This is a genomic window from Phytobacter palmae, assembly GCF_039409775.1.
Classification (GTDB): Bacteria; Pseudomonadota; Gammaproteobacteria; order Enterobacterales; family Enterobacteriaceae; genus Phytobacter; species Phytobacter palmae.
The window spans coordinates 268,593-287,697 of record NZ_JBCIVJ010000001.1 but is presented as its reverse complement, the minus strand read 5'-3'; the positions used below and the strand labels follow the sequence as shown (position 1 = coordinate 287,697).

Here is a 19,105-nt window from a genome sequence, read left to right as displayed (position 1 = left end):
TTTATTATCCTGTCGATTAGTGGCGAATGCCTGATGCTTTTCTTCTCTCAAGAACGACCCTGGCGTGATTGATTATTGGCGCATCGATCATTTTGCCATTCAGAGAAATTACACCCAGCCCGCTACGTTCACCTTCTTCGGCAGCAGCGATAACGCGTTCTGCATAATCAACCTCTTCCTGGGTTGGCGCATAGGCGTTATGAAGCAACTCAATTTGCCGTGGATTAATTAAAGATTTACCGTTGAAGCCCATGCGACGAATTAAATCCACCTCTTTTAAGAAGCCTTCTTCATCGTTCACATCGCCATAGACAACATCAAACGCATCGATACCCGCAGCGCGCGCCGCATGCAGAACAGCGCAACGCGCGTAGAACAGTTCTGTACCGTCCCCACGTTCTGTTTGCATATCCATGACATAGTCAAATGCGGCTAATGCAATGCCCATCAGGCGCTCTGAGGAGCGGGCAATCGCCACGGCATTGATGACACCAATCGCAGACTCAATCGCCGCCATCACCTGTGTGGAGCCAACCTCACGGCCACAGCTTTCCTCAATACGTACAATTTCACGTTCGAGCTGGTGGATATCTTCTGGCGTATCCGTTTTCGGCAAGCGAATAACATCGACTCCGGCGCGCACCGCCGCCTCAAGATCTTTTAATCCGAAGGGTGTATTCAGCGGGTTAATACGCACTACCGTTTCGATATCTTTATACATGGGATGCTGGAGGGCATTGAAAACCAATATGCGTGCGCTGTCTTTCTCCCTTAAAGAAACCGCGTCTTCAAGATCAAACATGATCGAATCTGGTTTATAAATAAAAGCGGTCGATAACATGGAAGCGCTTGAGCCCGGTAAGAAAAGCATGCTGCGGCGTAATTTTTTCATTGTAATTTCTCCCAGTTAATTTCATCGCTACAGGTTCCTCGCATGATCGCGACTTGCATCCGGGAGCGAATAACACAATCAAGCGCACCTTTATCATCAACGATGATCTGCCCGTGCGTGACATTAAACGCGGCTAACGTTTCTTTGACCACCTGCGTAATCTGCTCGCCAAATTGCTTCATCACTTCGCTATTAATAACGATATCCAGCCCGCTGTCAGAAGGGCTGACTTTCACCATTAGGTCGCTCGATTCCAGCGTGCCCGCCAGCGCTGCCTGTATAATTTTCATATTAGAGTCCTACGCTAATGCTCATAAGATTCCCTGCCAGATGTTGTTCCGGCAAGTCAGGTTGATTTGCTTTCAGCCAGTTGTATAAGTAAGGCATGGTACTGTCGGGCACCATATTTCTTGCAACTGACAGTTTGTTCTTATGTAAGAGAGAACGAACAGCTGATGCTGATATTGGATAATTATTCTCATCAGTTTTTCTGTCGATCTCATGCACTTTAATGGCAGTGGAGGGAATGGCTAATTCGTCTTCAAGCCAGTGGTGCATCGCCTGGTTATATTGGGCTGTAACTTTACAATATGGCTCAGTGCCAACGAAACGATGTGTAATTCCCAGTGAGGGCGCAATATAACGTCGAAACATAATCAAATCGATCGCGGAATAGACATCATTCACCACCTGTTTCTCCTTTAAGAAATAGCTGGGAAAGGTGCCGCGAGAAATAATATATCTGGAGCCAGGATGTACCGTTACGTTAGAAAGATGCCTGACCCCGTCACGTACCATAGCAATGCGTTCATGAAAGGAGAACTGAGATAAGTTTTCTTCTACAACGAACACATGAAGCCAGTCGCATGCGCGGGCGGCCTGTTCGATAAGAAACTGGTGCCCTAAAGTAAACGGGTTCGCATTCATGACGATACCGCCAGTATTGGCCGCCGGGATGAAAAAATCTGCGCGAAGTTTCTTGCAGTAGCGGTGGATCCCAACCGGGGTGTTTTCCATTAATGCGGCTTTGCCATCAAGGGTAGCTAAAGGAAAAAAGCCGCAGCCCCGAAAAGATTTAACATTATCAGGGCAGGTTAAAAGGAACAGATGATGATCGCCATTTTGATTTGCCAGGTTTTCCGCTTCACGAATCAGCTGTAATCCCAGCGATGTTCCACGCCATTCAATATGCACGGCAATACATTTTAATGTATTACCCGCAAGCCCGGCACAGGCAATTAATTCTTTGCCTGCACGGGCAATAACGAATTGCCCGACGTCATCATCTATTCCTAATCCATTACTTTTCAGAAAGCGGATAATCTCGTCTTTGAGAACACCGTTGCTAGTTTCAACAGTGTCGAATTCTAGCGTCTCTTCGGCATACATCTATATTTCTCCTGACCTGGTGTTCATCGATACTGAATAACGTATTATGACGAGCTAATTAAATGGCAAGTGAATTAGATGGCGACGTTGACTCGACAATGGTATTAGTCAGTCGGCCTAATTTTTCGATGGCGACTTCAACACAATCACCTTCGTGCATGAATAACGGGGGATTGCGTTTTTTACCGACGCCACCAGGTGAGCCCGTTATAATGACATCGCCAGGGCTAAGCATTGTGAATGTGCTGATATAAGAAATGAGATCGGCGACTTTATGAATCATACTGGCTGTTGAATCATTCTGCACCAGCATGCCATTCAGCCAGGTCTGAATAGATAGTGCGTGCGGGTCCGGGATTTCATCAACGGTCGTCATATAAGGCCCGAAAGCGCCGGTCTGACGCCAGTTTTTACCCGCAGTAAACCATGCGTGCTGCCAGTCGCGAACCGAACCATCCATATAACAGCTATAGCCTGCAACATGGCTTAAGGCATCGTTGCGATTAATATTCTCGCCCGCTTTTCCAATGATGACGGCCAGTTCTCCTTCGTAATCAAATTCCTCCGTAAGATTCGGTTTGATTACCGGTCGTGCGTGACCCGTCTGCGAATCCGGGAAGCGAATAAAGAGTGTTGGCGCATTGTTGGTTTCGGCAAACTCTTTTCTTTTTTCTGCATAGTTCATTCCTACGCAAAAAATTTTCCCGGGCTCCTCAATAACCGGTAAGAACGTAATATCTTTATCTGTAATGTCCGCCGGGTAGTCAATATATTGCTGTGCAACATCGAGAGCATCCCATTGCAACAGATCTTTCAATGTTGGATATTGCTGACCAATTTTTTGACCAAGATCGATAATACCTGCTTCGGTATAAATACCGTAACTTTTACGACCATGATGTATGTAACTTGCAAGTTTCATAATGACACCTAATTCTGGCTTGTAAACTTTATTCACTCACGCCAACGGATGACGTGAGTGGTAGAACGATTTGCGGTTATTTTGATGTTTCTGCTGGAACCAGATTTGCTTTCGTACCTGAGGCAAGATGTGTTGCGACAATCATGCCCAGTACCAGCAGAGCAATAATGAATGCTGTCATGCCTGCCCAGCCGGTTGAGTGGAAGACGAAACCATTCAGGAATCCAATAACTGAGCCACCCATGTAGTAGAAGAATAAATAGAGGGCGACGGCCTGCCCGCGAGCATGCGTGGCGTTTTTACTTACCCAGCTCAGACCAATGGAATGGCAACCGAAGAAGCATGCCGTGAAGATGACCGCACCCATGATAAAGGTGATAACGTTAGAGGTTAATGTCAGTAACATCCCCAGCGACATGATGGCGAACAACACGCGAAGCACATTCATGCTGCCATATTTAGCGGACAACCGACCCGCCTGCGGTGCCGTGAAAAAGCTTAACGCAAAGCTGAATGAGAGCAACCCAGCGTTGGCAGGGGAAATATGGAACGGCTCACCCTTAAGGAAAAATGCCAGGTAATTATAAAGAGAGGTGAAGGTGCCAAAAATGATAAAGCTAATAACAAATGCCAGCGCGAGTTTCTTATTCTGGAAATGCGAGGCTGCTCCCTTCACCACGCGGAATACATTCAGCGTTTCCGTCGGTTTGAAATTTTTAGAGGCGGGGAGAATAAAATAAACCAGTACGGCAACAACAATCAGACTTGCCGCAAAACCATAGAAAATGGTGTTTATAGAGATATGTTCAATCAACTGGCTGGCCACAATACGGCCCGACATTCCGCCCATTGAGTTGCCAAAAACAAAGTAGCCGGTTACTACGCCTGCAACGACAGGGGCCACTTCTTCGCTAATGTAAGCGGTTGCCGCAGCGGCAATGCCGCTCAGTGCCAGCCCAATAACGGCACGTAACGCTACCAGCATCGCCCATGACTGAACCAGCGGACAAAGAATGGTGAGTAATCCACCCAGCAATAAGGAGACAATAATCAGGCGCTTACGGCCATAATGATCGGAAAGCGTACCCGTGAACAACAAACCAATGGCAAGCAGGGCCGTTTCTGCGGAAAGAATAATACTGACCTGACTGACGGGGACATCGTATTCAACCGCAAGAACAGGTAACAAAGGCTGGATGAAAAACAGAGAGGCTAATTCAGCCAGGCCTGACAGTGCTAAAGCAAATATTACTCGGATGTATTGACTCGCTGTTACATCGCCGGAACCACCTGAAATATTTTTAACGTTCGTTATAGCCATAATATCCTCGACATTATCTTTCTGGTACAGAGCTTCTTAGCCATTAGAGGCTAAAGGTATTAATCGGTAAAGATTTTAAAAGGCTGGCTAATGTTCAGATGACTTCCGCTAAAGCGACTTCCGGAACATAAACACTGCCCTCAAACAATTTGCGCGTTGTTCTGATGACAGCAGCGCGGGTATTTTCTATTTTATTTCCGTCTTTTAATAATGAGACTGTAATTTTACCGCTGGGGTGTTCGATATTAACAATATTGGTAAAGGCATCTTTCGGTTGATCGCTAATGATTTTCTGAGCAACGGAGCCATCTATGATGGTGGCTGTTGAAATACCAATAGAGCCGGTAATGGCCAGTGCCTTATGGCAGTTATGCGGCATGAAATAGCGAACCTTAATTGTGCCGCCTGCCGTGGGTTTACTGAGAAGCACAGGTTTAGGAATAACTTTGTTGGTCACATCACCAAAACCCATGGCCTCGCCAGCCTTGAGACGAATTTTTTCCAGGCGTTGCATAAATGCCAGATCGGCTTCCAGGTCAGCCGGAGATTCGCCACCGGTTTTATCCATCTGATGGGCATCAATTAAGATCATCGGCATCGCCATATCGATGCAGGTAACTTCGACACCCTCAAAGCGATCCGTTGTGTTGCCCGTCGGCAGTAATTTACCGGTTTTACAGCCAGCAGAATTGAGGAATGTTAAGCCGACCGGTGCAGCAGAGCCTGGTACGCCATCAATTTGCGTATCGCCTTCATAGCAAACCTTGAAATCAGGCGTTTGCACTTCGGCGTCAACAAAGGTTTCGGTGTTGAGATTGCGGATACGTACCGTAGTCACAGGGTTTTTCGCCGCAACCAGACCTTTTTCAATGGCAAAAGGGCCAACCGCACACAACATATTTCCGCAGTTTGGCGTGGTATCAACACGACGCTCTTTCACCATGACCTGGGCAAACAGATAGTCAATATCAGCATCCGGGCTGTCTGAACGGCTCACAATTGCCACTTTACTGGTTTGCGGGCTCCCGCCACCAATACCATCAATTTCCAGTTCATGGCCTGCCCCCATCAGAGACAGCAGAACAGCGTCACGTTCCTGAGTGTCAGCGGGCAGGTCGCTTGCCAGAATAACGGGTCCCTTAGAAGTACCGCCGCGCATCAGTACGCAAGGTATGTTGAACATAGGTTTTCTCTTTCCACATGTTAAATGATGCAGTAAGCGTCCCACATGCTGATAAATAACTCTAATGTCAAAAAACGAAGGATTAATGCGTTTTACACATTAATAAGCTGTCGGTTAGGATGGTTTAATGACCGGGTAAATGTGGGGGGATAAACATGCAGCATGAATTACAGGGTATTCAAGCTTTTGTTAAGATTGCGGAAATTGGTTGTTTCACACGCGCATCACAATTTTTACACATCTCCCAGCCAGCTTTAACAAGGAGAATAAAAAAGCTGGAGGAGAGTTTGGGCACTACATTATTTGAGCGGTCGACCAGGCGCGTAAAACTGACCGCCGTCGGGCGAGATTTCCTGCCTAAAGCAAAGAATCTCATAGATTTTTATGAAAGCTCCATTCTCAGCATTAAAGAGATGGCAACGCATCAATCCGGTGTCATTACGCTCTCCTGTTTACCTACCGCCGCGTTCTATTTCTTGCCTTCCGTTATCCGTGATTACAATGAACATTACCCGAATATTCGCATCCGCATTCTTGAGCATAGTGCCAGCGACTGCCTCGAAGCTGTGCTTAATGGCGACGCAGATTTCGGCATAAATATGATAAACATCACACATCCAAATATAGAGTTTACCCCCCTGGTTAATGAGCCTTTTGTTCTGGCCTGCAAACGCGATCATGAACTCGCCAAAAAATCGCTGGTGATGTGGGAAGATCTTGCCGGGCTTCGGCTAATCGGGGTCCGTAAATCGAGCGGCAACCGACTCCTGATCGACCAGGCTCTCGAAGGATTCGACTGGCAGCCAAACTGGTTTTATGAAGTGAGGCATCTCTCTACATCCCTCGGCATGGTGGAAGCTGGTCTGGGTGTCGCGGTTGTCCCAAGCCTGGCAATGCCTACCGATGAGCATCATGTGCTGGTTAGCCGCCCTCTGATAGAACCCGTTATCCGACGAACACTCGGCCTGGTTTTAAGAAGGGGAGATTCATTGAGCCCTGCGGCTGAGAAATTTCGCGAGATGTTGATGAAACTATGGTCGCAGGATAAAACCAGCCCCTGGATTGGCAAATTCAGTCATTAAACGCAAGGGGCTGGCTGTTGGGCATGCGGGCAGAAAATGATTCTGCCTTATGCGTAACGGATACCACAGTGTTCTACAACAGCAACTGAGGTGTCCGTTACGCTATTGACGATTAAGATCGTTCTTCTGCGTGGGTCTCGCTCATTATGCCCTGGCAGGTATGAGCTTCCTGGTAAAATCAACGCTGGCGCTATCCCGCCGTACGGTGGTGCCGGGGAGGGTGAAGTGACTGACTACTTCATTCAGGATTTCGGTTCTGGCGTTGAGATTATTGGCCGAAGTCGTAACCTGTTGGACAAGCCCGGCATTCTGCTGTGTTGCCCGGTCAAGCTCCGCAACCGCATGATTGAGCTGTGAAATCCCCTTACTTTGTTCATCGGAGGCCAGTGCTATCTCACCGATAAGCGTATTCACGCTGGCGACATTCACTTTTACCTCTGTCATGGCAGCACCCGCAGCATCCGTAATCTCTTTGCCCTCATGCACCGAAAGGATTGCTGATTTTATCAGGGATTCGATTTCACGTGCGGCCGTTGCGCTACGCTGAGCAAGGGAACGTACTTCCGTCGCCACGACAGCAAAACCACGCCCCTGTTCACCGGCTCGCGCTGCTTCAACCGCAGCGTTAAGCGCAAGGATATTGGTCTGGAACGCAATGCTATTGATGGTTGAGGTGAACTGGCGAATCTGTTCAGACCCTTGCGCGATACGGTTCATGGTGTTGGCAAGGTTCTCAACCAGTTCGCTGGCTTTTTCCGTTGTGTGTGCGGTCGTCACAGAGAGGTCGCGAACCTGGCGGGCGTTATCCGCGTTATGACTTACGGTTGAAGTTAACTCTTCCATACTCGTCGCCGCCTGCTCCAGAGACGCCGCCTGTTGCGTGGTACGGTTTGCAAGGTCGCTGTTCCCCGCCGCAATCTCACTCGCTTCACGGTGAAGAGCGTCACTGTTCTCGCTGATAGCGGTAACCGTCTTGAGCAGGCTGTTCTGCATTTCCCTCACCAGGGGGATCATCTGACCGACGCAGTTACGTCCGATCTCTTTTGGCTCACGGGTAAGATCGCCCTGCGCAATGGTATGGAAGTAGGAACGAATTTCGCCAACCGGTTTTACCAGATGGATGACCAGATAACAGTCACAGAAGATCACCAGCCCGCCGAGAGCAAGTAGCGCAATGAGCAGCACTACATTCAGTCGTTTACCGTCAGACGTATTCAGTGCCGTGTCGAAAACGGAATGCTGCATAAGGTCTTTAACACGCGCCGTGGCTTCTGTATCCCAGTTAACGGAGGTGTCCGACAACGCCTGGGACAGGGTTGCCCACTCCGGGCCTGCGGGGATTTCATTTTTGAGAGCCTGTTTTTCAGCGTCTGAGCCATGTTTTAAAACCAGTGTGGCGTGCGCGAGGAAAAGGGCCTGTTGTGTCTGCGCCGCACTCTGTTCGGCGTATTTGTTCATGTTGTGAGCGGTATAAGCGGCATAACCGCCAGTAACGGTGACAAGTGCAAATGCCGTGAGGAGGATGCATAGCACAACGCGGCGGATGGTGAAGTTTTTTAATGTGTTCATAGTCGCGCTCTGTTTTAGAGAGGTGGCTTAAAGCGTAAAAGGCACGCCATATAAATCGCTCGATATTTGATAGTGTGCGATTTATATGGAGTCTAACAGGAGTAGTGAGAAAGAAATACAGGGGGAGAAAGAAATAATTTTGCAATGAAACTATATACATTTTGTTTGCAAAAACTGTGCGCAAAATAGTCTTTGTTTTTTATGGGAATAGGCGAAATGAACAAACTTTAATCGTTTATACGTTACGCAACGATAGGCTTTACTGATGGGACGGGGGATGGGCTCTGGCGGCAGGAGATGATTTCTGATGGCGATGTCTGCCTCAGGGCCAGACATCGCCGGTGCGTTTACTGCTCCATTACCAACACCACTTTGCCGATATGCGCACTGGCGTCCAGCATTCTGTGTGCTTCACTCGCCTGCGTCAGAGGAAATGTTTTAAAGACTTGTGGTTTTACCGACCCGGTTTCAATTAATGGCAATACATTTTCGGTGAGCGCATTAATCAGCCCGGCTTTTTCCTCTGGCGTACGTGAACGCAGCGTTGAGCCCAGATGTGTGAGTCGTTTGCTGAGCATAGGGAACAAATTGACCTCTTTAGCCACGCCGCCAATCACGCCAATTTGCACAATGCGACCGTTCATCGCGGCGGCGGCATAATTACGGGCAACATAGTCGCCAGCCACGATGTCGAGAATAATATCCGCGCCGTGCCCGTTGGTCTCCCGATGAACGGCATCCACGAAGTCCTCTTCTTTATACAAGATGGCGACATCCGCCCCCAGTTTCAGGCTGGCCTGCCGATGCGCTTCTGAGCCGACAGTAGTGATGATTTTTGTGGCGCAAAAGGCCTTTGCCAGCATGGTCGCCGTCGTGCCAATACCAGATGCTCCGCCATGAATCAGGATAATATCGCCAGCTTTAAACTGACCGCGCTGGAACATATTGAGCCAGACTGTCATGAATGTTTCGGGTAAGGCAGCGGCTTCGATCAGGCTAAGTTCGGGCGGTAATGGCAGGACATTGATTTCATCTGCCACGCAGTATTGCGCATAGCCGCCGCCTGGGATCAGCGCCGCCACATGATCGCCCGGTTTGACGCGCTGGACTTTCGTACCCACGGCCACGATCACACCGGAGACCTCCAGACCGGGTATATCCGATGCGCCCGGCGGTGGTGCATATTGCCCTTTGCGTTGCATAACATCAGGTCCGTTAACGCCCGCTGCGGCAATTTGAATCAACACTTCATTCTCTTTAGGGCGCGGTACCGGACGTGTTGTTGCCTGCAGAACCTCCGGGCCACCGGGCTCTGTGATCTCGATAGCAGTCATGGTTTCGGGAATCACGTTTGTTTGTTCAGACATATTTTCTCCTCTGTCCCTGCGTTTTTTAGCGAAGCGACGATTTTGATGTACTGATTAAAAGATGGGCGCACAGCGCCGTAAGTGCAAAGAGTGTCCCGGTCAGCGCCAGCCCGTGCCAGCCGAGTGAAGCCGAGGTGGTTGCCGCAACCGCCGTTCCCGTTGCGCCGCCAAGAAAATAGCTGGTCATAAACAGGGTATTAAGGCGGCTTCGCGCGGTAGCCGAAAGCGCAGTAATACGACTCTGATTCGCAACCAGGCCCGCGCGGTTACCGATATCGATCATCGCCATCGCGAGGATGAGTAACCACAGGTGTGAAGCACCGACGCCGACCAGAGCAAAGGCCGCCACTAACAGCAGTGCACCGGCGAAAAGCATCCTGCCGGAACCCACACGGTCAACCGTCCGGCCAATCAACGGGGAAGCCAGTAGACCGGCAATACCAACGAAGCCAAATGCCCCCACAGCGTCGGGACCAAATTCATACGGCGGACGCGCCATCAACATAGCGAGCGTAGACCATAATGCGGAGAAGGCGGCAAACATCAGAAATCCCGTAGCACAGGCGGCGCGAACGGTTGGTTCATCTTTAAACAGCGCCCATAATGACGACAGCAGGGCGCGATAGGGCAATGATGTGGCATGTTCGGTTGACGGAAAGCGGATGATAATTACCGCCATCACCCCTGAATCTATGGCGACGGCAATGAAAAACATCATACGCCAGCCCTCGCTGGCACCAACAAAGCCACTTAAGGTTCGGGCAAACAGTAAACCTGCCGAGAGGCCGCTCAACAGCGTTCCCACGACCCGCCCGCGTAAAGCGGGATCGGCCAGACCCGACATCGTAGGGATAATGATTTGCGCGCTCACGGCACTGGCGCCGACGGCGAAGCTGGCAAGTTTTAACAGGTTAAAGTTGGGCGAGATCCCCACCGCAAACAGACTGACCATATTGCATGCCAGCAGGGTGATGATGAGTCGTTTACGATCGACACGGTCGCCAAGTGGCACCAACAGGAACAGACCGCTGGCATAACCCAGTTGCGTCAACATAGCAATCTGACCTGCCTGAGCATCGGATCGCCCGAAGCTCGCCCCCATGCTGGCCAGTAGCGGCTGGTTGTAATAAAGCGTTGAAACTGCAAAGGCGCAGGCCAGGGCCATCAGAAAAACCGTGGTGGCAGAGAGCGGCGCAGAAGATGATGAAGAGCTAACCATGATGGCATCAATCCCGTATCAAGTGTTGCCACCACTCTATACGGCACGATACTGAATGATAACGCCGTTTCAGACGCAACATCTTTGCGCATTATGCAAAGATGCGACTCAGGGTTCCCAGACAGGCGGTGTACCGATGGCCTGGCAAAGCGCCTCATTAAAAGCGCGCACCTTGGTGCCTGGCTGTGGCAGCGCGCGTAACAGGTGAATTCGCGACGGGGAGGCATTCCAGGGTTCGGCGTCGAGCGAAAGACGAGTCAGCATGCCTGCTTTTACATCCTGGCCGACCATCCAGGTGGGCAGGAAGGCGATACCCATCCCTGCCAGCGCCGCACCGCGCAAAGCTTCAAAATCATCGCAGCGAAAGAACACCCCGGCACGTTGCGCATCGCTGTGCGAAAAACCGGGGATCTCTTTCCATCCCAGCAGGTCGGTGCCGTGCAGTTTATCGAGCAGGCGGTGCGATGCCAGCTCGCTGGCATTTACCGGCTGGCCTGTGCGCGCAAGGTAAGCGGGACTTGCCACCAGAAGGCGCGTCAGCGGCGCGAGCGTCGTGGCGATAAGCGTACTGTCCGGCAAATCACCCATGCGAATCATCACGTCCAGCCGCTCTGTGACCGGGTTATAAAGCCTTTCGGTGAGATCCAGTTCAACACGAAGCGCCGGGTGTTCAGCTTCCAGCGCAGCGATGACCGGCAGAACGTACCGCTTACCAAAAGAGGGCAGGCAGGCGATGCGCAGGATACCGGACACAGAAATATCAAATGCCGACACTTCCGCATGGACGTCAGCCAGCTCATCAAGCAGGCGCAGCGCCCGCTGGTACAGCTTGTGCCCTGAATCTGTCAGCGTCAGTGAGCGCGTTGAGCGAATGAATAACGCCACGCCCAGCTCATGCTCCAGAGCGTCAATTTGCCGCACCACGGCAGAGGGGGTCCGGGCACGCTTACGCGCGGCAGCAGAGAAGCTGCCGCTGCGGACGACGTCGGCAAAAACGGAAAGATACTCGGCAAAATTGGGCGTTATCATCTTTGCGTGTTTAGCAAAATTATTGACAATACGCACAACATATCACGCTATGTGCCGATCTGCTCATTGCATTAGCTTTCCGGGCGTGTTGCTACTCACAAACTTCTGCGTTTTTGCCCGCAGACCATGCCAGCCACATGGCTACGATCAGTAACAACAGCAGCAATGGAGTGAAACCCCGTATGCCCACCTGTTGTAATATCATGCCGCCCAGTATGCCGCCGCCTGCGATAGCCAGATTCCATACCGTTACCAGCATTGACTGCGCGATATCAGTCGCCTCTTTAGCGCGGGTAACCATTGCGGTCTGAAACAAAGTGGCGGCGCCGCCAAAGGCCAGCCCCCATAAGATTACCGCCGCCTGGACCGTTGGCGCACTGGTTGCATTCAGTTGCAGCAGCAGGGCAGCCAGCATAAACAGGCCAACGCTCAGAACGGTAAGTCCGTGCAGATAGCGGTCAATCAGTATCCCCGTTACTGCGATACTCACCAGCGAACACAGACCAAACAGCAGCAGCGCAGCATCTGTTCTTGCCGCCAACCCTGCCGGGGCCAGAAACGGAGAAATATAGGTATAGAGCAGGTTATGCGCCAGGACGAAACTGAGCACCAACAGCAGTACGCGACCTACGCCGGGTCGTTGTGCCACGCAGCGCAACGAGATGCGCCGCTGTTGCGCTGGCCCGGCATGATCCGGGGCGCTCAGGCGTAAAATGATCATCAATAGCAGCGACATCACGCTAAGTATTGCAAAGCAGAGCCGCCAGCCAATCAGATTGCCAACGAAGGTCCCGATGGGTACGCCGATAGAGAGCGCCAGCGGCGTGCCAGCCATGGCAATCGCGATCGCTTTTCCTCTTTGATGGGCGGGAGCCATCGAGGCGGCGAAACCTGCCAGCAGCGCCCACAGAATACCGGCCGCGATGCCAGCGATACTGCGCGCGGCGAGCAGCAATCCGTAATTGCTGGCAACGGCGGTGACGGTATTCGCCAGCGTAAACCCCGCGAGCGTTAACAATAGCAGTCGGCGGCGTCGCCATCCCTGCAGTAACGACATAAGTGGAATGGCTGCAATAAACGAGCCGACGGCATAAACCGTCACGCTTTGCCCGGCCGCTGCTGGTGTGATAGCGAGATCGCGCGCCATTAGCGTCAGCAACCCGGCAGGCAGCGTTTCGGTGACAATCGTGACAAATGCCGCCATCCCCAGCGCCAGCAACGGCAAAACAGGCAGGCGTTCCGCGCGTGTCATGACGCCACCCGCAGGCCCTGGTAGACCGCATCGCGCAGATCGGTGACAAATTGCCCCGACATGCCTTCGTACAGCGTATTGCTAAAGGCCACTACGCTGAGCGCCTGCTCGCGGTCAACAAACCAGGCGTGGCCGTAGGCACCACCCCAGCGCCAGGTACCGGGGGATTCCGGCGAGGCGGCCTTGAGTGGATCGCGAAGAACGGAAAAGCCCAGTCCAAAGCCTGTGCCTGGCGCATCCGCAAGCTCATGTGGCGCAATCTGATCGCGGCCCATTTCCGCCACCCATTCGGGGGCCAGAAGAGAACCGCCACCGCTGCGCAATGTTTCAAGCAGGCGCATTACATCAGCCACGGTGCCGACCATTCCTGCGCCTCCCGACGGATACGCCTGACGGTTATAGACCCGTGACGGGCTGTAGCAGATACCCACGGTGTTCTCAAAGGGGGCGGCGAATTCGCCCTCTTGCAGGGTGTGTGGCTCTGGCTTATCGTTCACATAGGCGGTTGCCACCGCCTGATCCGGGGATAACGCGAAGCCGGTGCTGTCCATTGCCAGCGGCCCGGTGACCAGCGTTTTTACCGCAATATCCAGTGGTTGCCCCTCAACCTTCGCAATTATCGCGCCCAGCACATCAATCGCCAGCGAATAGCCCCAGGCGGTTCCCGGTGCATATAACAGGGGAACCGTTGCGATACGGCGGACGTTTTCCTCAAGCGTCACCCCGGAAGCATCCATGCCATCGGAAACACCCGCGCGGGCGTAGGGACCGTTCATATCTTCTTCAAGGAAGCGGTAGCCGAGACCGGCGCTGTGGCTCATTAGCTGACGCAGCGTGATGGTGGCCTGGCCGCCATCCGGCAGTGGCGGCGTGAACTCAGGCAGGTAGCGGGTAACGGCATCATCAAGGTGCAATTTACCCTGCTGTACCAGCACCATGGCGGCGGTGGTAACGATGGGTTTACTCACCGACGCAAGACGAAAACGGGTATTGAGCGTCATCGGGCGCTGCGTCTGCCGGTCGGCATAGCCCGCAGCCTGGTGAAAAAGGGTTTGTCCGTGGCGTGCAACCATGACCTCAACGCCCACCAGACGGCGTTCGTCCAGTGCCTGACGAATAACAGGCTGAATAAAATCTTGCATTTGCTCTCTCCTCAGTTTTCAACGTATCCACTGTAGGAGCTTCACGATTGCGGAAAAAGAGGGGTATATTTCATGACACTATGGAAATAAATGTCCGTAATGGAGAGGGCAGATGGAAAGTCTCAACGGGTTTGTCGTGTTTGTGCAGGTGGCGGAAATGCGCAGTTTTGTGGCCGCCGGGCGTAATCTTGGCGTATCGGCCTCGGCGGTCGGCAAGAGCATAGCCCGGCTGGAAGATAAGCTTGGCGTACGGCTGTTTCACCGCAGCACGCGCAGCATTACGCTGACGGCAGAAGGGCATCTACTCCTGGAGCGCAGCCGACGCATTCTCGCGGAAATAGAGGCCGCACAGCAGGAACTCACCCAGGCGGCGGAGCACCCGACAGGACGTTTGCGGCTGAGCTTGCCGCTGGTGGGCTCGCTGGTACTACCCGTGCTGGGGGATTTTATGCGCCAGTACCCGCAGATCCAGCTGGATCTGGAATTTACCGACCGCATGGTGGATGTGATTGCCGAAGGCTATGACGCCGTGCTGCGCATCGGGCCGCCTGCTGACTCGCGACTCTCGGCCCGCAAACTGGGGCAGTTTCGTACTGTTGTCGTCGCATCGCCTGATTATCTGGCCCGCTATGGTGAACCGCAAAGCCCTGCGGATCTCTCCCATCATGCCTGTCTGCAGTACCGTTTTCCCTCCAGCGGCAAACTGGAGCGCTGGGTGATGCGCGGTAACGATGCGGAAAACGAACTCGTGCTTCCGAAAACCATGGTGTGCAACAACATTGAGACCCGTGTCTGCTTTGCGCTGCGCGGGCTGGGCATTGCCTGGTTGCCTGATTTTGCCATTCGTGAAGCGCTGGAAGAGGGGGCGTTGCGGGAAGTACTGACACGTTATGCCAGCCATACCGGCGTGGTACATCTTTTGTGGCCTGCCAGTAAATATCCCTCGCCAAAGCTGCGCGTGCTGATCGATTTTCTTAGCGCGCGGCTTTTTCCGCCGTCGAGCTAAATCGTCTTATCAGCCAGCCCGTGAAGATAGCAACCGTACACCCTGGCGGCGCTTTGCGGCAGGCGCATGGAAGTGCTGGTTGCTTACCTTGCGGGGTTGGCATCGCCGAACATCTGTTTAGGGATGCCATTAATCTGCAACAGATGCTGACGCAACTGCCATTTACCGACACGCCGCGCTAAATTTGCGCCCGTCAGTCCGCTGGTATCAGGCTGCCAGCACTAAAATCTCGTCATTGCTGGCATTGATGAACTCCAGAATTTCCGGTTTCTCAATGGCCAGACGTAACAGGTTGCTCTGATATTCAATCGCCTCAATGCGCGTTTTACGGTAGCTGAGGAAAGAGAGCAGATTGTCTCCATCCTGTCGCGACAGTTGCTGCAGGGTGGCGGGAGAGTGGCTTATCCCGTCAACAATCGTTGTGTTTATCTCCAGCCAGTCAGCGTTGAGCTGCTCCAGCGATTCCAGTGCATAGCGGGGAGCGCCGATTTTTTGTTGAATAAAACTACGAAACAACCCCAGATACATAAAACGTTCCTGCAAAATGCTCAGTTCATGCAGTGAGGGATAAAATTCAGGGGAATTAACCGCGTTAGCCGTGTTCTTGAGCGCCAGACTGGTAAATTCATACTGGGCATTAAGGTCGTGAACCAGCGTTTTCAACTGCGCAATATCGCCCATTTCCGCAAATTGTCGGGCGGTATTGAGCGCGGCATTAAAACTGGCAATATCCCGGAATGACTCGCGCTGACGCGCATCCAGCGCTAAATGCAGCAGCGTATCCAGCTTTTGCGATTGGCTGTGGAGCAGAGATTCAATGCGGTTGAGTTTGTGGCAGACAATCGCAAACCCGGCGACAGAAACGGCCAGATTGAGCCCGGAAAGCGCCAGATTTGCAGACTGGAGCATCTGCAGTGTATTGACTGAGCCTTGCAACGTCTCAATGCCGCTTTGTATCGTCCCCATTTGCGATGACAATACATTTTTCAGGCTCTCGATGCCTTCTTGCGCTTTTTCTGCATCGCTGGGGAACATCAAATGGGCGACGATGCTGCCAGCCTTTTCGTGCCCCTTCGTCACACGTATCACACCGCCGTAAATTTTATACAGCCCCGTTTTTAGCCCTTCGATGATATCCGGAGACTGCTTAATCGTGCGATATAAAACATCTGCGTCTATAGACATTGTTTAAGCTCCATACAGAATGTGTCCGCTTGCTGTTGGATATCGGCCTGACGAATACAGGCAATGCGAATAACTGCGGGTATGGTTACCCGGTAGGCGGGCCCGGTAAGATCGTAGGTCATCCAGGCGGCAGAAAGCACAGCAGCGATCGGATTGAGCAAGGTCGGAGCGCGGCCCGCAATAACTTTGCCAAGAGCAGGTAAACCTGCTTTCAATGCCAGATTGAGCGCCGGAAGCATGGCGGCATTCACCATCCTTGAGACGGCATAGGGCCCGCATGAGGCGATCAGCAATCTGAGCACGTCTTCGGCTTTCCCCTCATTAAGCAGCTGGCTAATTTGCGCATGATCTACCGTCAGTTGTTGCTCTTTAAATAAGGCTTTCAGTTCCTCTTTTTTGCCGCCTTTTAGCGCTTTGAGTAACGTTTTTTCGATGATGGCGCGTTCAATTTCCGCGACAGTGGCATTCTTATTGACCTTAGCGCCAATTCTTTTGGCCACATCCAGAGCTACGACGGCGTACGCTGGCGATTTTTTTTGCCGGAAAGCATTCGCGACCGTATTCCCGCCAAACGCGCAGATTTCTGTTGCCAGTACTGGCGCTATCGTGTGCAGGGTTTGTTGCCGCTTGTGCAACAGGATGCTTTTTTTCGTTTCCTCTTTAAGCGAAACCCGGCCACGCCCGTTGTCGGTAAGAGTATCTGCCAGCGCCGCGAGGTCAGCCGCCATTGCTTTGCGTAGCAGCGCATCTAACGGTTGCGCCTGATCGATAAGCAACGGCGAAGTAGTTTGCCTGTCCATAACGTCTCCAGTGGTTATTATCGACCTTTCTGAGGTATCAGGGAGACCTCAGAAAGCCTTGCCGATTAAATCTACTGCTGCCTTATCGCGAAAATTTATCGAGCACAACATCCACGCTGCGTTGAGCAAGGCGACTGATTTCTCTGTCTCGGGACAAATCACCCAGCTCTTCAATTGATTGATAGATAATATCACCAAGAATATTGTTGATAACCTCTTCCTGGGATGATGCATCCGATAAATGAGAGTCATTATGGAATTTATCAAGCAAGTTTTCTAATTCAAAATCAGCGCCGACAGTTTTTCCGTGCATGTTGCTGCTCAACAGTCTTATGTATAATGACGTAGTCGCATCATCGAAGTTATCGCCTGATTCGTATGACAACCTGACCATATAGTTTATGATATTTTTGTCTCTGGATGCAGAGCCTGCAGCCATGAATTCTTTCATCCCTTCCACGAGTACGAATTCAATGGCATTTTCATTTACGTATCTTTCTGCCATTTCAAGACGCAAGAGTGCAAGTGAATATATCAAAAGTTCCATTGTTGCGTTGTTGTTTTTCAATCCTACAATATTGTTTTTATCTATATAATTATTTCTGATGTGAACGATGTTTTTCTTCAGAAAACCGCTGATTTCTTTTCTGACGAATTCACTTGAGCTTCTGTTATCCCCACTTGAAAAGAAATCGAAAAAAGAATCCACGCCTTTATCGATTTTTATTTTCTGCATTAATCCATCATCAGGCAAAATCTGGTATATAGATTTATAACCCGCATTAAAATCTGGAGCTGGAGCTGGAGCTGGAGCTGGAGCTGGATCTGGAGCTGGATCTGGAGCTGATTCTGTAACTGAAACTGGGGCTGGTTCTGTAACTGGAACTGTGTGGGGCACAGCAGCCTCGGTATTCGTGTTAGAGTTAAAATTATTTTTTATAAAATCATTCAGCTTGTTAAACAGATAATCAATATGTTTATATGATGGCTGAGTTGTGTTTATCAATTCAATATTGTTAATATAGACTGAAACTGACATCATTTTTTTCTCAACAAAAAACAGAGTGTTTTCGCTAAATGAAAAAGATGCAGGTTTTTCTAACTGGCCTTTACAATAAATTTTGTCTTTGGTTATGACGAGCCCATTCTTACTGCTGCCGAAAACAGTATCATCTACAAGAACAAGAATATCATCATGAGAAATATCATAACAATATGCTGATATCGCATTGGATGTTTTAGAACGGGGAATGAGTGGATGAATATATACTTTGTCAGCTTTGCTAAGACCATTCCCTATGAAATCCAAAATGCTCATTATTTTTATTCCTTCTCAGTGACTAGTTCTGTCTATATACAAGTGATTATACTGTTTTCATCATAAGTGACTTCTGACGCCACTTTTTTAAGCTACCCTGATCGGTATGGCGCCGTTGTAGTCATAATATTGCTGTCAGTACTGTTCTGGTGCATAACATTGCCTCTTCCATAATGCCATGTCGTCTTAACTGTTTAGTGTAATAACGGCATCCTTACTGAAAACTTAAGTACAATTCGTCGCTCCTGCTGAAAGTTGTAAGGCATGCTGGTGACAGGTGATGTCAGTTATCAAAATTTTCTGACAAATAATATTTCGTTTTACAATGATTTCCGTTGTTTATTATTTTGGCAGTTAAGATTTGCCGTCTGGACAGGCGAAGTTATCGATTCTTTATGGCATTACAGTGCTCTCTGCTTTTGTTTTGAC

17 protein-coding genes are annotated in these 19,105 nt (G+C 50.9%); 2 read left to right on the top strand and 15 right to left on the bottom strand.

Annotated elements, in window-relative coordinates; genetic code table 11:
• Positions 1-16 precede the first annotated feature (16 nt).
• The 6 genes from citE to AAIG39_RS01380 all read right to left on the bottom strand — a co-directional run bounded on the left by citE (position 17) and on the right by AAIG39_RS01380 (position 5,707).
• Positions 17-892, bottom strand: coding sequence for a citrate (pro-3S)-lyase subunit beta (citE, locus tag AAIG39_RS01405; protein WP_090082386.1), 876 nt, complete (start codon positions 890-892; stop codon positions 17-19).
• Positions 889-1,182 carry a citrate lyase acyl carrier protein gene (gene citD, locus AAIG39_RS01400; RefSeq protein ID WP_041852327.1) on the bottom strand — a complete coding sequence of 98 codons (294 nt, stop codon included), beginning with the start codon at positions 1,180-1,182 and terminating at the stop codon, positions 889-891. The genes citE and citD overlap by 4 nt, the downstream gene beginning before the upstream one ends.
• Position 1,183: 1 nt before the next feature.
• A complete protein-coding gene (gene citC, locus AAIG39_RS01395) occupies positions 1,184-2,281 on the bottom strand; it encodes a [citrate (pro-3S)-lyase] ligase (protein ID WP_343193035.1) in 1,098 nt (365 codons plus the stop codon).
• A 58-nt stretch (positions 2,282-2,339) separates the two neighbouring features.
• The gene (locus tag AAIG39_RS01390) at positions 2,340-3,203 is read right to left on the bottom strand and encodes a fumarylacetoacetate hydrolase family protein (protein ID WP_090082381.1); all 864 of its coding nucleotides are present in this window, start codon (positions 3,201-3,203) and stop codon (positions 2,340-2,342) included.
• A 76-nt stretch (positions 3,204-3,279) separates the two neighbouring features.
• A complete protein-coding gene (locus AAIG39_RS01385) occupies positions 3,280-4,524 on the bottom strand; it encodes an MFS transporter (protein ID WP_343193034.1) in 1,245 nt (414 codons plus the stop codon).
• Between the two features lie 94 nt (positions 4,525-4,618).
• Complete coding sequence (locus tag AAIG39_RS01380) at positions 4,619-5,707, bottom strand: 4-oxalomesaconate tautomerase (protein ID WP_343193033.1); 1,089 nt, start codon at positions 5,705-5,707, stop codon at positions 4,619-4,621.
• A gap of 155 nt (positions 5,708-5,862) precedes the next feature.
• Here AAIG39_RS01380 and AAIG39_RS01375 point away from each other — a divergent pair, with 155 nt between their 5' ends.
• The gene (locus AAIG39_RS01375; RefSeq protein WP_090082373.1) at positions 5,863-6,789 is read left to right on the top strand and encodes a LysR family transcriptional regulator; all 927 of its coding nucleotides are present in this window, start codon (positions 5,863-5,865) and stop codon (positions 6,787-6,789) included.
• A gap of 144 nt (positions 6,790-6,933) precedes the next feature.
• On the opposite strand, the gene AAIG39_RS01370 is transcribed toward AAIG39_RS01375, so the two are convergent.
• The 6 genes from AAIG39_RS01370 to AAIG39_RS01345 form a co-directional block, all read right to left on the bottom strand.
• Positions 6,934-8,358 carry a methyl-accepting chemotaxis protein gene (locus tag AAIG39_RS01370; RefSeq protein ID WP_090082370.1) on the bottom strand — a complete coding sequence of 475 codons (1,425 nt, stop codon included), beginning with the start codon at positions 8,356-8,358 and terminating at the stop codon, positions 6,934-6,936.
• A 347-nt stretch (positions 8,359-8,705) separates the two neighbouring features.
• A complete protein-coding gene (locus AAIG39_RS01365) occupies positions 8,706-9,725 on the bottom strand; it encodes an NAD(P)H-quinone oxidoreductase (protein WP_343193032.1) in 1,020 nt (339 codons plus the stop codon).
• Positions 9,726-9,750: 25 nt separating this feature from the next.
• Positions 9,751-10,944: an MFS transporter gene (locus AAIG39_RS01360; protein ID WP_090082365.1), complete on the bottom strand. Its 1,194-nt coding sequence runs from the start codon at positions 10,942-10,944 to the stop codon at positions 9,751-9,753.
• Between the two features lie 108 nt (positions 10,945-11,052).
• Positions 11,053-11,973, bottom strand: coding sequence for a LysR family transcriptional regulator (locus AAIG39_RS01355; RefSeq protein WP_343193031.1), 921 nt, complete (start codon positions 11,971-11,973; stop codon positions 11,053-11,055).
• A gap of 91 nt (positions 11,974-12,064) precedes the next feature.
• Positions 12,065-13,225: an MFS transporter gene (locus AAIG39_RS01350; RefSeq protein WP_343193030.1), complete on the bottom strand. Its 1,161-nt coding sequence runs from the start codon at positions 13,223-13,225 to the stop codon at positions 12,065-12,067.
• Complete coding sequence (locus AAIG39_RS01345) at positions 13,222-14,367, bottom strand: serine hydrolase domain-containing protein (RefSeq protein ID WP_343193029.1); 1,146 nt, start codon at positions 14,365-14,367, stop codon at positions 13,222-13,224. The genes AAIG39_RS01350 and AAIG39_RS01345 overlap by 4 nt, the downstream gene beginning before the upstream one ends.
• 112 nt (positions 14,368-14,479) lie before the next feature.
• On the opposite strand from AAIG39_RS01345, the gene AAIG39_RS01340 reads away from it, so the two are divergent.
• Entirely contained in the window at positions 14,480-15,373 is an 894-nt protein-coding gene (locus AAIG39_RS01340) for a LysR family transcriptional regulator (protein WP_090082358.1), read from the top strand.
• A gap of 207 nt (positions 15,374-15,580) precedes the next feature.
• Here AAIG39_RS01340 and AAIG39_RS01335 read toward each other — a convergent pair whose 3' ends face one another.
• The 3 genes from AAIG39_RS01335 to AAIG39_RS01325 form a co-directional block, all read right to left on the bottom strand.
• The gene (locus AAIG39_RS01335; RefSeq protein ID WP_090082356.1) at positions 15,581-16,558 is read right to left on the bottom strand and encodes a hypothetical protein; all 978 of its coding nucleotides are present in this window, start codon (positions 16,556-16,558) and stop codon (positions 15,581-15,583) included.
• A complete protein-coding gene (locus AAIG39_RS01330; protein ID WP_343193028.1) occupies positions 16,549-17,358 on the bottom strand; it encodes a hypothetical protein in 810 nt (269 codons plus the stop codon). The genes AAIG39_RS01335 and AAIG39_RS01330 overlap by 10 nt, the downstream gene beginning before the upstream one ends.
• 82 nt (positions 17,359-17,440) lie before the next feature.
• The gene (locus AAIG39_RS01325) at positions 17,441-18,676 is read right to left on the bottom strand and encodes a hypothetical protein (protein WP_343193027.1); all 1,236 of its coding nucleotides are present in this window, start codon (positions 18,674-18,676) and stop codon (positions 17,441-17,443) included.
• Positions 18,677-19,105: the final 429 nt, after the last annotated feature.

Coding starts and splice junctions, on each gene's coding strand:
- AAIG39_RS01385 (WP_343193034.1), bottom strand. CDS start 4,524: ATGGCTATAACGAACGTTAAAAATATTTCAGGTGGTTCCGGCGATGTA.
- AAIG39_RS01355 (WP_343193031.1), bottom strand. CDS start 11,973: ATGATAACGCCCAATTTTGCCGAGTATCTTTCCGTTTTTGCCGACGTC.
- AAIG39_RS01335 (WP_090082356.1), bottom strand. CDS start 16,558: ATGTCTATAGACGCAGATGTTTTATATCGCACGATTAAGCAGTCTCCG.
- AAIG39_RS01390 (WP_090082381.1), bottom strand. CDS start 3,203: ATGAAACTTGCAAGTTACATACATCATGGTCGTAAAAGTTACGGTATT.
- AAIG39_RS01345 (WP_343193029.1), bottom strand. CDS start 14,367: ATGCAAGATTTTATTCAGCCTGTTATTCGTCAGGCACTGGACGAACGC.
- AAIG39_RS01340 (WP_090082358.1), top strand. CDS start 14,480: ATGGAAAGTCTCAACGGGTTTGTCGTGTTTGTGCAGGTGGCGGAAATG.
- citD (WP_041852327.1), bottom strand. CDS start 1,182: ATGAAAATTATACAGGCAGCGCTGGCGGGCACGCTGGAATCGAGCGAC.
- citE (WP_090082386.1), bottom strand. CDS start 892: ATGAAAAAATTACGCCGCAGCATGCTTTTCTTACCGGGCTCAAGCGCT.
- AAIG39_RS01365 (WP_343193032.1), bottom strand. CDS start 9,725: ATGTCTGAACAAACAAACGTGATTCCCGAAACCATGACTGCTATCGAG.
- AAIG39_RS01350 (WP_343193030.1), bottom strand. CDS start 13,225: ATGACACGCGCGGAACGCCTGCCTGTTTTGCCGTTGCTGGCGCTGGGG.
- AAIG39_RS01360 (WP_090082365.1), bottom strand. CDS start 10,944: ATGGTTAGCTCTTCATCATCTTCTGCGCCGCTCTCTGCCACCACGGTT.
- AAIG39_RS01330 (WP_343193028.1), bottom strand. CDS start 17,358: ATGGACAGGCAAACTACTTCGCCGTTGCTTATCGATCAGGCGCAACCG.
- AAIG39_RS01375 (WP_090082373.1), top strand. CDS start 5,863: ATGCAGCATGAATTACAGGGTATTCAAGCTTTTGTTAAGATTGCGGAA.
- AAIG39_RS01325 (WP_343193027.1), bottom strand. CDS start 18,676: ATGAGCATTTTGGATTTCATAGGGAATGGTCTTAGCAAAGCTGACAAA.
- AAIG39_RS01370 (WP_090082370.1), bottom strand. CDS start 8,358: ATGAACACATTAAAAAACTTCACCATCCGCCGCGTTGTGCTATGCATC.
- citC (WP_343193035.1), bottom strand. CDS start 2,281: ATGTATGCCGAAGAGACGCTAGAATTCGACACTGTTGAAACTAGCAAC.
- AAIG39_RS01380 (WP_343193033.1), bottom strand. CDS start 5,707: ATGTTCAACATACCTTGCGTACTGATGCGCGGCGGTACTTCTAAGGGA.